The sequence below is a fragment of the Akkermansiaceae bacterium genome, assembly GCA_019634595.1.
Lineage (GTDB): Bacteria > Verrucomicrobiota > Verrucomicrobiia > Verrucomicrobiales > Akkermansiaceae > Luteolibacter.
On sequence record JAHCBC010000002.1, the window covers coordinates 1016715 to 1031257 of the forward strand.

Annotated in this window: 14 protein-coding genes; 6 read left to right on the plus strand and 8 right to left on the minus strand. The window is 62.1% G+C overall.

Annotated features, from left to right (window positions below; translation table 11 throughout):
• Positions 1-13: 13 nt before the first annotated feature.
• The 4 genes from KF712_10160 (at position 14) to KF712_10175 (ending at position 5204) form a co-directional block, all read left to right on the plus strand.
• Entirely contained in the window at positions 14-1135 is a 1122-nt protein-coding gene (locus KF712_10160; GenBank protein ID MBX3741343.1) for a HupE/UreJ family protein, read from the plus strand.
• 36 nt (positions 1136-1171) lie between these two features.
• Positions 1172-2383 (plus strand): tetraacyldisaccharide 4'-kinase, encoded by a 1212-nt coding sequence (lpxK, locus tag KF712_10165; protein ID MBX3741344.1) that lies wholly within the window; start codon positions 1172-1174, stop codon positions 2381-2383.
• Between the two features lie 191 nt (positions 2384-2574).
• The gene (locus KF712_10170) at positions 2575-3771 is read left to right on the plus strand and encodes an MFS transporter (GenBank protein ID MBX3741345.1); all 1197 of its coding nucleotides are present in this window, start codon (positions 2575-2577) and stop codon (positions 3769-3771) included.
• Positions 3772-3782: 11 nt separating this feature from the next.
• Positions 3783-5204 carry a mandelate racemase/muconate lactonizing enzyme family protein gene (locus tag KF712_10175; GenBank protein MBX3741346.1) on the plus strand — a complete coding sequence of 474 codons (1422 nt, stop codon included), beginning with the start codon at positions 3783-3785 and terminating at the stop codon, positions 5202-5204.
• A gap of 562 nt (positions 5205-5766) precedes the next feature.
• Here the strand turns inward: KF712_10175 and KF712_10180 are convergent.
• From KF712_10180 to KF712_10200, 5 genes are all read right to left on the minus strand, one after another.
• Positions 5767-7275 carry a hypothetical protein gene (locus KF712_10180; GenBank protein ID MBX3741347.1) on the minus strand — a complete coding sequence of 503 codons (1509 nt, stop codon included), beginning with the start codon at positions 7273-7275 and terminating at the stop codon, positions 5767-5769.
• Positions 7272-8141, minus strand: coding sequence for a hypothetical protein (locus KF712_10185; protein ID MBX3741348.1), 870 nt, complete (start codon positions 8139-8141; stop codon positions 7272-7274). Before KF712_10185 ends, KF712_10180 begins: the two co-directional genes overlap by 4 nt.
• A gap of 86 nt (positions 8142-8227) precedes the next feature.
• The gene (gene ybeY, locus KF712_10190; GenBank protein MBX3741349.1) at positions 8228-8692 is read right to left on the minus strand and encodes an rRNA maturation RNase YbeY; all 465 of its coding nucleotides are present in this window, start codon (positions 8690-8692) and stop codon (positions 8228-8230) included.
• Between the two features lie 23 nt (positions 8693-8715).
• Positions 8716-10317 (minus strand): HDIG domain-containing protein, encoded by a 1602-nt coding sequence (locus KF712_10195; GenBank protein ID MBX3741350.1) that lies wholly within the window; start codon positions 10315-10317, stop codon positions 8716-8718.
• Between the two features lie 277 nt (positions 10318-10594).
• A complete protein-coding gene (locus tag KF712_10200; GenBank protein ID MBX3741351.1) occupies positions 10595-10915 on the minus strand; it encodes a hypothetical protein in 321 nt (106 codons plus the stop codon).
• Positions 10916-11113: 198 nt separating this feature from the next.
• Between KF712_10200 and KF712_10205 the strand changes: the two genes are divergently transcribed.
• Both KF712_10205 and KF712_10210 read left to right on the plus strand, forming a co-directional pair.
• Positions 11114-12124, plus strand: coding sequence for a D-2-hydroxyacid dehydrogenase (locus KF712_10205; protein ID MBX3741352.1), 1011 nt, complete (start codon positions 11114-11116; stop codon positions 12122-12124).
• A gap of 2 nt (positions 12125-12126) precedes the next feature.
• Entirely contained in the window at positions 12127-12543 is a 417-nt protein-coding gene (locus KF712_10210) for a hypothetical protein (GenBank protein MBX3741353.1), read from the plus strand.
• 16 nt (positions 12544-12559) lie between these two features.
• On the opposite strand, the gene plsX is transcribed toward KF712_10210, so the two are convergent.
• From plsX to KF712_10225, 3 genes are all read right to left on the minus strand, one after another.
• Positions 12560-13603 (minus strand): phosphate acyltransferase PlsX, encoded by a 1044-nt coding sequence (plsX, locus tag KF712_10215; GenBank protein ID MBX3741354.1) that lies wholly within the window; start codon positions 13601-13603, stop codon positions 12560-12562.
• 103 nt (positions 13604-13706) lie between these two features.
• Positions 13707-13889, minus strand: coding sequence for a 50S ribosomal protein L32 (gene rpmF / locus KF712_10220; protein MBX3741355.1), 183 nt, complete (start codon positions 13887-13889; stop codon positions 13707-13709).
• 12 nt (positions 13890-13901) lie between these two features.
• Complete coding sequence (locus KF712_10225) at positions 13902-14402, minus strand: hypothetical protein (protein MBX3741356.1); 501 nt, start codon at positions 14400-14402, stop codon at positions 13902-13904.
• Between the last annotated feature and the right edge of the window lie 141 nt (positions 14403-14543).

The window sequence follows — 14543 nt, forward strand, 5'->3', positions numbered from 1 at the left end:
ATTCACTCATTTCATGAAACTCCTCCGTTTCCTGCTCCTTTCGCTGGGATTGTTGCTGGCCATCCTGGCTCCCGTCGCCGCCCATGTCATCGACGCCGTGGAGTTCGAATTCCAGGCGGATGAGAAAGAGTGGCGCCTGCTCGGGGAGATCGACATCGCCTTCATGCTGCCGGAGATGAGGGGCGTGCCGGACGGACTGCCGCTGAGCCGGGCGAAAACCCTGCAGGCTCCGCCGGAGCAACTCGCCCGCTACCGCCGCGAGACGGAGAACACGCTCCGGAAAATGCTGCACCTCAGTTACAATGAGGAGACGGTAGGGTGGAGGATCGAGTTTCCCGATTTCAAAAAAGAGCCGTTCGATCTCCCCGATGATGCGGGGGATACGGCGCTTCTTTCGGTGAAGATCATCGCGGACGCCCGGCCGGGACCGGGCAGACTCGTGGCGCATTGGGAGGACGATCTGGAATCGGAATTCATCGCCGTGTATGATGAGGCGAATGCGCCTGTGGTGACCGCCGCGGCCGGCAGCTCGACCATCCTGTTCAAGGTGGATGCGGCGGGGACGGTGGAGCCGCCGAAAACGCGGCTCACCGAGTGGCTGCTGTCCGGTTTCCATCATGTCATCCCGCTCGGCCTGGATCACCTGCTTTTCATCCTCGGGCTTTTCCTGATGGCTCCGAAATGGAAGCCGCTGGTGGGCCAGTCCCTGCTCTTCACCCTCGCCCACTCCATCACGCTCGCCCTCGCCATCTTCGGCGTCATCTCGCTGCCCGGGAAGTGGGTGGAGGTCGCCATTGCCGCCAGCATCGCCTTCATCGGCATCGAGAATCTGTTCGTCCACCGCTTGGGGAAACAGCGGGTCATCCTCGTTTTCCTGTTCGGCCTCATCCATGGCTGCGGCTTTGCCAGCGTGCTGGGTGAGAAGCTGGAGGGGGTGAAGGGCAAGGCCCTCGCGCTGCCGCTGCTGGGGTTCAACATCGGGGTCGAGCTGGCTCAGATCACGGTGCTGGCCGCGGCGTTTCTCCTGCTGTGGCCGCTGCGCAGGTGGACGAAGGAGATCCAGATCGGAGGTTCCATCGTGGTCGCGCTGTGGGGGGTGAAGTGGGTGATCGAGCGGGCGTTTTTCGGCGCTTGATCCCCGGTCGCGGGCCGGACCATCGTCGTTGCGCCGATGAAGGAAATGCTCGCCGAACTCGAACGCTGGGGATCCGATGTGATCTTCGGCAGGGCGAAGGGTTTCCGCGCCGCGATGATGCGGCTGGCGATGACCACGCTGTCCGGCGTTTTCCGCCTGCTGGTGCAGACCCGCCTCGCGCTTTTCCGCACCGGGTGGAAGCAGCAGCGGCATCTGGGGACCCTCGTCATCGCCATCGGCAACATCACCGTGGGCGGTACGGGAAAGACACCGGTGACGGAATTCCTCGCGAAGACACTGCGCGACCGCGGGCGGCGGGTGGCGATCCTCTCGCGCGGCTACAAAAGCAAGAAACTGGACCGGCCCCAGAAATGGCGGCACAGGGACGGCTCCGCCGTTGACCCCGACAGGATGCCCAAGGTCGTCTCCACCGGATCGGCCCTCCTGCTCGACTCGAAATACGCGGGGGATGAGCCATTCATGCTGGCCAGGAACCTGGATGGAGTCCGCGTGGTGGTGGACAAGGACCGGGTCAAAGGCGGCCGTTTCGCCATCAACGAGCTGGACGCGGATACCCTGGTGCTGGATGATGGCATGCAATACCTGAACCTGGCCCATGGCATCGACATCGTGCTGGTGGATGCGGGTTCCCCATTCGGCACGGAGGCATTGCTGCCACGCGGCACCCTCCGCGAGCCGCCGAAAAACCTCCGCAGGGCGAGTTACATCTTCCTCACCAAGTGTGACAGTACATCGAACGAGGCGCTCATCAGGCGCATCCGGAAATACAACAGGACCGCGGAGATCGTGGAGACCACCCACGGGCCGATCTATCTGGAGAACCTGTTCACCCGGGAGCGCAAGCCGCTGCATTTCCTGAAGGGGAAATGGGTGGCCGCCATCAGCGCCATCGCCGTGCCGGAAGCGTTCGAGCGTTCCGTGGAGAAGCTTGGCGCGCGGGTGGAGGTGCGGCGGCATTTCTCCGACCACCACCGCTTCACGCGGAAGGATGTGGACCAGTTCATGCAGCGCTGTGTCGAGCGGGACATGGACCTGATGATCACCACCGAAAAGGACGCCGTCCGCTTCCCGCGCCCCACCGAACTGAACGTGCCGATCTATTTCCTGCGGATCGAGGTGGAGATCCTGAAGGGCAGGGAAGTGTGGGACAGGATGATCGACCGTCTGTGTGATCCGCAGCCGCCGCTGGAGCAGGCGCTGAGGAACAGGCATGCGTACCGGCCTTGACCCGGGGGCCATCCCGTTTTCCGGAATGAAGCTTTCCCCATGGTTACGGGTCGCCCCGTCCGGTGCTTCTTCTTGATAGATGAACGATGCCTGTGCCGTTATCTCGCCTTCCGGGAGAGTCCGGAGACTCTTTGGTGACCTCGAACGCAAACAAGAATTCCGGAGGAAAGAATGGCCCTTTATTGGCGCTGTTGGCCGCGTTTTTCGGATGGTTGTTCGACGGATTTGAGATCGGTTTGTTTCCGGTGGTGGCGCGACCCGCGCTGCTGGATATGCTGGGTTCAGGCAGTGAAGGTTTGGTTGGCGAGTGGATGGGAAAAATCACCGCGGCATTCCTGGTCGGAGCGGCATTGGGTGGTGTTGCGTTCGGATGGCTGGGAGACCGGATCGGAAGGGTAAGGGCGATGGCCTTGAGCATCTTGTGCTATTCCCTCTTCAGTGGGGCCGGATATTTCGCGCAGGTCCCGTGGCATCTGGCGGGGTTCCGGTTTGTGGCGGCGCTGGGCATGGGAGGGGAATGGGCGCTCGGGGTTGCGTTGGTGATGGAAGTCTGGCCGGAGAAACACCGGCCATGGCTGGCCGGTGCGATTGGCATGGCGGCGAATCTCGGGATGGTGCTGGTGGGATTGCTCGCGGCCATCGTTCATGTCACGCCGGATTCCTGGCGCTGGATGTTTCTCGTTGGCGCGTCGCCCGCGCTTTTGACGTTCCTCATCAGGCTTTTCGTGCCCGAATCAGAGCGTTGGGAGAAATCCAGGGCCGTTTCAGCCGATGTTGTTTCTCCGCTGCGGACGGTTCTCCGCCCGCCTTTGCTCGGCAGGACCCTCATCGGCATCGTCCTGTCTTCGGTGGCGCTGATCGGCACCTGGGCCTCGGTCCAGTGGATCCCTCTGTGGACGGACCAAATGAGCCAGGGAACGGTGCCGGGAGCCAAAGCGAACGCACAGATGGCATGCTCGTTCGGGGCCATGGCCGGCAGCCTCCTGGCACCCATCCTGGTCGGCCGTTACAGCAGGCGATGGGGATATTTCACGCTCTGCGCTTTGTCTTTGGGAGTCTGCGCTTTCCTTTTCCGCACCCAGTCCGAATACAACGTCACCTTTCTCGTCACGGTATTTGCGACGGGAGCCGTGACAGCCGCATTTTATGGATTTTTTCCGCTCTATCTCCCTGAATTGTTTCCAACAAGGGTCCGCGCGACGGGGCAGGGGCTTTGCTATAATGCGGGAAGGATCGTGGCCGCCGCCGGGGCCCTCACCGGAGGGGCCTTGGTGCAGCACTATGGAGGCTATGCCCAAATGGGGGCCACGATTTCCCTGATCTATCTGTTGGGAATGCTGGTGATCTGGCTGGCCCCGGAAACCAAAAACAGGGCGCTGCCTGACTGAACGCACCAGCCATGGATACGGACATCCGCGTCTCCGCCGCAGAGCTTTTCTTCCTCCCTGTAACCACCCGGGTGCCGTTGAAATTCGGCGGGGAGACACTGACCTCCATCACCTGTGCCCGTGTCCGCCTGGGGGTGACGAGGGCGGACGGGCGTGAAGCGGACGGGTGGGGCGAAACGCCTCTCAGCGTCCAATGGGTATGGCCGTCGGTGCTTTCCTATGAGGAGCGCCATACGGCCTTGTGCGATTTCTGCCGGCAGCTTGCCCGGGCGTGGCCACAATTTCCCGCCCAAGGGCACGCGATGGAAATAGGGCATGACTTCATCGAAGGTGAACTGGGCCGCCAACTGCGGATCTTCAATGACCGGCGGCCGGAGGGATCCGCCATGCCGTGGCTCGCGGCATTGGTCTGTGCTTCGGCCTTTGATCTTGCCCTGCATGATGCCTACGGAATGGCCAATGATGTGGCCACTTACCGGACCTACCGGGCTCCATGGATGAGCCGTGATCTGTCCTCATTTCTGAGTCCCGCGGAGGATCGTGGCGATCTGTCTTTCAAAGGGAGGTTTCCGGCGGACTTCCTGCTGCCCCAGCGGCGGGACGAGCTGATGGCGTGGCATCTGGTGGGTGGCCTGGATGCTATCGATGAAACAGACCTTGCCGGGGACGAACCGGAGGACGGTCATCCGGTGACCCTGATTGACTGGATCCGCCGGGATGGCCTGAAAGCCCTTAAAATCAAGCTCCGTGGGAATGACCTGGAGTGGGACTACCAGCGGCTTCTGAGGATCGGCAAGGTGGCGCTGGAAATGGGGCTTCTCTGGCTCACGGCGGATTTCAACTGCACGGTGACGGATCCCGCTTATGTCACGGATGTCCTCGACCGCCTGCGGGATGAGGAGCCTGGTGTGTTCGCGCTGATCCTCTATGTGGAACAGCCTTTCCCGTATGAACTGGATGAGCATCCCATTCCTGTCCATGCCGTGGCTTCGCGGAAGCCACTGTTTCTGGACGAAAGCGCGCACGATTGGCGGAATATCCGCCGCGGCCGGGAACTGGGATGGACCGGAGTGGCCCTAAAGACCTGCAAGACCCAGACCGGTGCTCTCCTCAGTCTGTGCTGGGCCCAGGCCCATGGGATGACCCTGATGGTGCAGGACCTGACCAATCCCATGTTGGCCCAAGTGCCCCATTGCCTGTTGGCGGCATACTCCCCGACGATCGCAGGAGTGGAAACCAACGCCATGCAGTTCTATCCGATGGCATCGGAGACGGAGGCAAGGATTCATCCCGGACTCTACCAACGGCGGAATGGCACCATCGATCTCCGCAGCGTCAGCGGTCCGGGCTTCGGACTGCGCGTGGATGAAATCGGGAGAGAGCTTCCTTCCCGGGGGAGCACCACAGATTCACCTCTGACGGCAGAGGGATAATGAAAAACCTAAACCGAAATTTTTTCTTTCTTCGCCTTCTGGAGTATCTGGTTACGCTCATTTCTGGATCGCTTGTGATGACCGCCATTACAAGAATCGCTCTTAGAGAAGGAGGTCCGCTTATCGCTATCCTTATTATTTTCCCAATTTGCCTGGGAGTGTTTTTCGTTTCTCTCTTGTCCTGTTATTTTTGGCGGTTCTTTCAGGCACACCAATCTGGGACCCGGTGGGGCTATTCGATTGGCTTGGCAATTTTGAGCGTCGGGTTTTCCGTTCCACTCTGCATGTGGATATCCCAAGTGCTGTTGGACCCCTACAGCTATGGCCCAGGACCATGAATCAATTATGCTAAACCGGTCAAAAAGCGGTGAGACGCTGGACCCGCCATGACCATAGGGTGGGGAGAGATGGTCATTTACGGGGGTGCTCCGAGGCGGACTGAAATCCCCACTTCATTTCTCCCTGTTCTGCTCTTTGCCTGGTGCCATTGCAGCCGGTGGACAGGAATGGGAGCGCAGTGGACATAGTGGCTTTGCCGCAATGTCCACCCTCCTTACGCCGCTCAGGGGGCCTTGTTCACCTGATACCAAGCCTTCGATCCGAGCAGGCTGTTGCCGGACTTCGCACGCAGGGAGGTGAGGTCGAGCAGGTGCAGATACTTTTCCTTCAACGGGCCACCGAGGTCGAGGGTGAGCGTCCGGCCATCCTCTGAAAGCGTCGCCTTGGCGGGCAGCTTCGTTTCATCGACTTTCGGCGAGCCGTAGTTGGCGTGGTACTTGTAGGTATGCCGTTTGGTGATGACGCCTGCGGTCGTGGCAGGATCCACCGGTTCGGAAAGTGTGACGGTGAAGCCTGCCGGTGTCGCCTTCACGCCGGAGATGGAGAAGAACGGCTTCCCATTCCATTTCACACGGGTGATGCCAAAGGAACCGGCCCAGGAGAGGGCGGTCTTTCCGACGTAGAGCGAACCGTCCTTGCCGAAGGCGAGGCGGTTGTTGCCGATGCCGAGCGGCGAGCCATCGAGGAACGGGACGAGGGCGGTCTGGAACTGCCCCGAAACCTCGTCATCCAGCACGCGGACGAGCCAGGGTTGGTTCATCTCGCCGATGAGCGTCTGCCGGTCGAACTCTTTGGGAAAAGCACCGTCCGGGATGATGACCGGCTCCGTGGGGGAGTTCGCCAGCTCCCCCTGCGGCATGAAGCCGACGGCGGGGGTCTGCATCCCGTCGAGTTCCTCCACCCGCATCTTCATGGGATCGCGGCCATCCCAGTCCTTGCGCCATACCAGCGACGCCGGGTGGCCGTAGAAGCCGTCTTTTTCGATCTCATAAAGCGGGCTGGTGGGCCGCCAGTCGCCCTGGTTGTCGGTGACGAGGAGGCGGCCATGGGCGTCGAAGCCGATGCCATTCGGCGAGCGGAAGCCACTGGCCCAGGGTTCGGACGTTTTGCCATCGGCGGAGAGCTTGATGACCCATCCGCGGTAGGGCACACGGGAGTACATCCGGCCCGCCAGCTTGCTGTTTTCCTTCCAGTTCTTCGCGTCCTTCATCTGGTCGAAGTCCGCCTGGCCGATCCCGGAAAACTCGCCCCGCAGTTCCGGCCGGATCGGAGCACCGCTCGAGGCTGCGCCCAGGACGATGAAAAGCGAGCCATCCTTGTCCCGCACGGGACCGTAGGCGAACTCGTGGTAGTTCCCCGTCATGCCGAAGCCGTCGAAGAAGGTCTCGTAACGCTCGGCTTTCCCGTCCTTGTCGGCATCCACCAGGCGGGTGAGTTCGGCCCGCTGCATCACCAGCAGGCTGCCGTCAGGCTGGGCCAGCATGCCCAATGGTTCCTGGAGTCCGCTGGCGAAAAGGGACCAGGATTTCGCTGCCGGATCGTAAATCATCACCTCGCCACGGTGGAAGGCGGCGGCGAGCCTGCCATCCGCCAGCACTTCGAGCGCGCCGACCTGGGGATCGATGCCCGGAGGATTCGGAAGCGCTTCGAGCATGAAGTGGTCCGTCCAGGTATCCGCCAGCGCGGGGGAAACGAGCAGCCCTGCAAGGGCGAGGAGGCGAAAAGGGATCATTGGAAACGGAAGGTGAGGGTGAAGGAGGCGGACTCCGACGGGGAAAGGGTGAGGCGGTTCTTGTCCCATTTGCCGGCGTCGCTGGTGATCTTCACGGATTTCTCCTGCGGAAACTCCAGCATGAGCGGGGAGGTCGGTGCCGGTGAGAGGGTGAGGTGGCGCTTGAAGCCTCCGGCCTCGGGCGTGAAGCGTTCGGTCATGTTTCTGTCGCCGACGGTGTAGCGGAACACCGGCAGGCCGCCGTCCATGTCATAGCCGTGGAACTTCGCCACGCCGTCAAAGAGAGGGGCTGGCTCCGTGTAGCGGACGGTGCCCTTGATCTTCGCCAGCGAACTGCCGTTGCCTTTCCAGTAAGGGTAGCCTTCGAGGAATCCGCCGGTCCATGCATAGCGCAGGCGGCATGCCCCGGCGTCCCAGCAAAGGGAGGTCTGGTCGTCCAAGGCGATGGCGATGGCCGCGGGGCCGGCGTTCGGCAGGAAGATCCGCTGGACCTGCGGCCGCGCGGCCTGGGTGGGGGACTGGGCGAAGGGATCGCCTTTCTCCACCTTCTTTTCCTTCACTCCTTCCGCGATGGCCATCATGTGGGCATGGATGGCCCGCAGTCCGGGTTCCCCCACGTGGACCATGGATGGCATGTCCACCGCGCCGGGCCGCTTCTTGCCGGGGGCGACGGCCCATTTCACGAAGTCATCCGGCTTCCCGAGGTAGAACTTGCGGATCTCCACCAGCGACGGGCCGACCAGCGATTGGTCGAGGAGGTGGCAGGCGGCGCAGTTGAGGGTATGGAGGCTGGCTCCGTCCGGCGGGCTTTGCGCGGAGCAGAGGGTGGAGGCGGCCAGGACGGCGGCGGCGAGATGCGGTTTCATCAAACGGGTATGCGGAAAATCGGTCCGGACGCGGGAATGCGTGGCCTGAGGAAACGATGCGCCGGAGGGGAAGATTTCAGCGGATATCAACCGAGGCGGGACTCGAGCGCGGGGGTCCATAGTTGCGCGACGATCTCCTCCTGCGCGGATTCCATCGCCTGACGTTCCGCCGGGTCCGCATCCTCATGTCCCGCGAGGTGCAGCAGGCCGTGGATGAAGTAGCGCAGAAGCTCGCGGGCCAGCGGCTCGCCATACTCCGCCGCCTGACGTTCCGCCACCTCCACGCCGATGACGATCTCCCCATGATGGAAGGTGATCACATCCGTCGCTCCCTCGATGTCCATGAACTCGCGGTGGACGCGGTCGCTCGTTTCATCATCCACGAGGGCGACTTCCAGCGTGGCCAGAAAGGAAAGCGGGCTGTCCGGCTGGGCGGCGCGGGCCAAGGCGAGGCCGGCGGCTTCACAGGCGATGCTTTCGTATGTGGTCAACCATGCCTCGGGGATCTCGATGGCTTCCTGGTTGTTGCCGATGATGATCTCAAGCGACATGGGTGGGTGTTGGGACGAAAGTTTCAGACGCTCTCCAGCCGCTGGGTGCGGCCGCCGCGGCTCAGGTCCGTCTTGTCCGTCGGGGTGGCGGGCCGCTGGATGTCGGACGCGCGCTTGCCACCTGCGGTGGTGTCATCCTTCGGATAGTCGATCCGGGTGTGCAGCATGCTGCGGAGGGTGCTGGCGAAGCTGTCCTTCACCGCCGCCAGTTCCTGCAGGGTGAGCGGGCACTCGTTGAGCTGGTTGTCGTTGAGGCGGGAGCGGACGATGTCCTCGACGAGCTGGCGGATCTTCGCCGGGGTGGGTTTCTGGAGGCAGCGGGAGGCGCTTTCGATGCCGTCCGCCAGGGAAATGATGGCGCTTTCCCGGGTGCTGGGGCGGGGGCCGGGGTAGCGGAAGTTCTTTTCGCCGATCTGGGGCAGGTCTTCCGGGTTCTCCAGCTTCCGGTCCACCTTGTCCAGTTCCGCTTTCTTCTGTTCCTGCGCGCGGCGGTAGAAGTAGGCCACCAGCGAATCGCCGTGGTGCTCCTGGATCACATCGATGATCCGGGGATTCAGCTTGTGCTTCACCGCGAGGTCCACCCCGTCCTTCACGTGGGCGATGATGATGAGCGCGCTCATGGTCGGCGTGAGCGCGTCATGGGGGTTCTCGTTGCCGTCGTGCTGGTTCTCGATGAAATAGGTCGGCTTCTTGAGCTTGCCCACATCGTGGAAGTAGGAACAGACCCGGCACATCGGGGCGTTCGCGCCGATTTTCTCCGCAGCGGCTTCGGCGAGGGAGGCGACGACCAAGCTGTGGTGGAAGGTGCCGGGGGCCTCGAGCTGCATCTGCCGCAGCAGCTTGTGGTTCAGGTCGCTCAGCTCCAGCCAACTGATGTCCGTGGTGAGGCGGAAGAAACCCTCGAAAACCGGGAGCAACCCGCTGATGAGCAGGGCGGTGACCACGCCCGTGCCGAACACGGCGGCGCAGCCTTTGCCCAGCAGGCGCAGGCTGTCCGCAGCCTGCGGGCCGAAGGCGGAGGACATGTCCAGCCTGCCGAGGATGAAGACCAGGATGAGCGTCACCGCGCCCACATAGAGACCCGCGCGGAGAAGCTGGACGCGCTTGCGGATCCGCTCCGTCAGCACGACGGCGGTCATCCCGCCGACCAGGCTGACGATGAGGAAACCGATGACATCCTCCCGCGGCACGAACAAACAGCCGATGAAGCTGACGAAGACCGTGGAGAATGATCCCACATTCCGGCCCAGCAGGACGCTGTGCAGCATGGGCACGAGGGCAAAGGGGATGAACAGGAAGCTGAACGCCTCCGGCAGCGAAGCGGAGGTGTTGAGGGAAAGGACCACCCGGACGATGGAAAGGTGGCCGATGAGTCCGCCGAGGACCAGAACCACCCGGCTGTTGCGCTGGCAGGAGTTCACATGGCTCTGGTGGAACATCACCAACGCCGTGAGGGCGACGACCGCCGCATACATGCCGCCCTTCACCGGATTATCCGCGAAGGTGGAGTCGATGGGGGCCTGGATCACCATGACGGCGATGGTCACCACGAAGGTGGCGTAGAGGGAGAGGCGCACCCAGAAACTCTCCTCCAGTGCCTGGATGACAGGATTCTCACTGTGCACACGGCGCTTTTTGCCGGACGACAGCCCTTGTCGGGCGAGACGCCAACGTTTGATTGCGTTGAGAAAACCCACGGTGGCTTGGAAGCGGTTGCAGTCGCGGGACCGGCCCGGGGGCGGACTCGCGTGGGGGCGACCCTACGCCCCTTTCCAGGCCTTGGCAATGGGCAAATCCGGGCTGCATCCGGGTCGGAAAGAGCGGTCAACCCTGCATGAAAAAGGGACCGGATCATACGATCCGGCCCCTTCGGTGTTGATGGGAAATGGGTCCCGTCAGCAATTACTTCTGCTCGCGGGTCTTGTCCGCTTCGTTCTCGATCGCGTCGGCGGCCTTTTCGGCATTGTCCCGTGCCGCATCGGCGGCCTTCTCGGCGTTTTCTGCTGCTGCAGGGTCGGTTTTCTTGAGGGCGTCGGCGGTATCCTCCGCGGCATCGGCGGCTTTCTCGGCATCCTTGCGGACCGCATCCGCTTGGTTTTCAAGGGCATCCGCTTTGTTCTCAAGGGCGTCCTCGCGCAGGTTTTCCTGTTTGGAATCACAAGAGGTGAAGAGGAAGGCCGCTGCGCTCGCTCCAAGGATCTGGGTGATGATGGTGGTTTTCATGGTGGTATAGTCGGTTGGTTGCCGGTAGGCCGGTTTGAGAAAACTAATTGCAGGGAGCGTGCCGCACCTGTTTTCAAAGACTTACGATAAATAAAGGAGGGATTTCCCGTGCGCGATGCCTCCGGATTCATGCTTTATGCAAGCCAGCGGGTAATGGTCCGGGATTGTCATTCCGCCCGGTCTGTGATCTCTGGTGGCATGTCTTGGAAAACTCCGTTCATGTGGTTGCTGGTATCGGGCGGGATGGCCACCGCCCAAGTGGTTCTCATGCCCGAGGGGATGAAAAAGGATGTGGACGCCCTGCTGGCTGACTATCCCGCATTGCGGCCCGCGTACTACGGGAAAGGAAAGGATGCGCTTTCCCAGGCGCAGGATGCGGAGGGGTTCATCGGTTCCCCGGACGCGGAATTCATGCGCACGGCGACGAAGCTGCGCTGGGTGCACATTTTCAGTGCGGGCATCGACAAGCAGCGTGAACTCCCGCGTTTCCAGGACGCTGGCATGACGGTGACGAGCCTCAAGATCCAGCAGGGGCCGGAGATCGCGGATCATGCCTTCGCCCTGCTGCTCGGCCTGAGCCGGAACATGGCGGCGTATTACACGGCGCAGGAGCAGGGGGAGTGGATCAAGTCCTCACGCGAGGGGCTGCCGCTCATCGAGCTGCGTGGCAAAACGATGCTGATCATCGGCTACGGCGGCATCGGCACCCAGGTGGGCGAGCGTGCGCGGGCCTTCGGCATGAAGGTGCTGGCGGTGGATGACAAGGACATCCCGATGACGGTCACGGTGGACCGGTTCGGCAAGCCGGATGAGCTGGATGCCATGCTGCCGGAGGCGGATGTGATCGTCAGTTGCGTCCCCCACACTCCGGAAACAGACGGGATGCTGGGCAAGGATCAGTTCAAGAAGATGAAGAAGGGCGCCTATTTCATCAATGTCTCCCGCGGCAGGATCGCGGACACCGCCGCCATGGTGGAGGCATTGCAAAGCGGCCATCTCGCCGGGGCGGGGCTGGATGTAGTGGACCCGGAGCCGCTGCCAAAGGAGAGCCCTCTGTGGAAGATGCCGAACGTCATCATCACCCCTCACATCGCGGGCGTGTCCGACGCCCGGAGCGCCCGTTCCAATGAGCTGATCTTGGACAACATTGTCCGGTTCTCGAAAGGGGTGCCGCTCAAGAACCAAGTGGACGCGGTGAAGGGCTACTGATCATGGAGACTCCGATCCCCAGGCGGAGGCTTCATCGCCGGGTGTTCATCGCCGCTGGCATCTACAACATCGCGTGGGGTCTTTTCGCCGCGGCGGACCCCCAGTGGTTGTTCCGCTTCGCCGGTATGCCGCCGCTGAACTACCCGCAGATCTACGCCTGTCTGGGCATGGTCGTCGGCCTGTATGGCATCCTCTATCTGGAGGTCGCGCGGGTGCCGGAGCGGGGCTGGCTGCTCGCCGCAGTAGGGTTGGTGGGGAAAGTCCTCGGCCCCATCGGGATGGCGGTGCTGGTTTTCCAAGGCACCTGGCCGCTCCGTTCGGCCATCCTGTGCCTGACGAACGATCTCATCTGGTGGATCCCGTTCGCGCTCTACCTGCGGGATTCCTGGAAGCCGTTCCGGGAATCCTTGGGAAAATAAGTTCCGTTGGAGGTGGTCAGACTTCGATCGCTGGAGGAGGGGGGCTGATGACAGGCCCGATGGCGGCCATCGCTTCCTCGATCTTCGCGTTGATGCGGTGCTCTGCGGTTTCCACGCCGACGCGGATGGCGTTCTTCACCGCCAGCGCGGAGGAGGAACCGTGGGCGATGATGACCACGCCATTCACCCCCAGCAGCGGGCTGCCGCCGTAGGTTTCATAGCTGCTTTTCTCCTTCAGCGCCTTGAACGCGCCTTGGGCGAGCACGGCTCCGGCGATCCGCAGGGGGTTGCCCTTGATCTCCGCTTTGAGCCATTTCGAGACGGCCTTGGCGGTGGCTTCCACGCTTTTGAGCACCACATTGCCGACGAAGCCGTCGCAGAGAACGACGTCGAGCTGGGTTTCGAAAAGATCATGTCCCTCGACATTGCCGATGAAATCGATGCCCGGGGTGGCCTTGAGGAGCTTGAAGGTTTCCTTCGTGAAGGCGGTGCCTTTCTCGTCTTCCTCGCCGTTCGACATGAGGCCGATCTTCGGACTCCTCACACCCAGCACGTGCTTGCAGAAAGCGGTGCCCATGACGGCGTAGGCGACGAGGTGCTCCGGCTTGGAATCCGGGTTCGCGCCGGCATCCAGGATGTGGCAGAGGCCGTGCTCGTTCGGGATCGCGGAGGCGATGCCCGCGCGGTCCACGCCTTTCAGGGTGCGGAGCTTCAGCGTGGCGGCGGCGACCGCCCCACCGGTGTTGCCGGCGGAGACGAAGGCGTCCGCCTTGCCTTCCTTCACCAGATCCATCGCGATGCTGATGGAAGATTGCTTCTTCTTGCGCACGGTCTTCGCGCCCGGCTCGGACATGCCGATGACCTCGGGGGCGTGGACGATGCTGACGCGCCTGTCGTTCAGGTTGAGTCCGTGTTTCTCGCACTCCGCCTTCAGGATGGCTTCATCTCCGACGAGGTAGAGGTGGGTGAGTTTCGGGTAGGCGGCGAGGGCGTCCTTTGCCCCTCCGATGTTCACGGCGGGGGCGCGGTCACCGCCCATGGCGTCGAGTGCGACTTTCATACAGATTCAGAAATGGGCCGGGGGCCGGAAGGAGCATACGAAAAATCACCGCGCAGGGAAGCTTCCCGGCGCGGCAATTTGAAAATAAATCTGTTGCCAGATTTCAGAGTGCCTCCACTTCGACCACCTGACGACCGCGGTAGTTACCGCAGGACGGGCAGGCGATGTGCGAAGGAACGCGGCTGCCACAGTCCGGGCAGCTCTTGAAGATTGGTGCCTTCCAGCGTTTCGCGCCTTGGCGCATTTTCTGACGGCTTTTGGATTGGCGGCGCTTTGGTACGGCCATGGTCGTGTTCTGTTAAGGTTGGTCCTTTAGGTCGAGGGAATCGAGAGCTGACCAGCGGTCATCACTCCCGGCGCGGGGCGGAGTGGGTAGACCATCTTCCCCCGGCTTGTCCACTGATAAATATCGGGAATCGATTTCGCACGGTTCCGGAACGTCCGCTTCATCGATCCGGGGATCGGCCGGAAAGTTGATCAGGATCTCCTCCCGCAGGGCTTCCGTGGCGTCGATTTCCCCTTGATTACCAATCTCCAGCGAGATTGCCGCGCCTTCCAGGCTGATGGTCTTGATGAAGCGCTTGAGGGTCACCACACAGGTGAATTCAAAAGGTGCGGAAATCGTTCCGGTGAGCAGCAGCTCCGAGCCGAAACGGTGGGCCCACAGGTCATAAACCAATGGCCCGGTGGCGGTGGCATCGTCCTCCGGCAGGTCAAAAACGGTTTCCGGCAGCTCTCCGGAGTAGGCTTTTCCCTCTTCCGGCAAGCTACCAAGTTCGATCAGCAATCGCTTGTTCATGGCGCTATCGTAACCCGGCTTCTTTCCCCGCCAAGTCAAACTCCCGCCCCATTCCCGGACAGTCCGTCCTCCGGTCACCCGCCCCGGTGGAGGATCCGTCCCTCGGACTCAAAATTTTTGAAGCTAAATATCAGGCTTTTG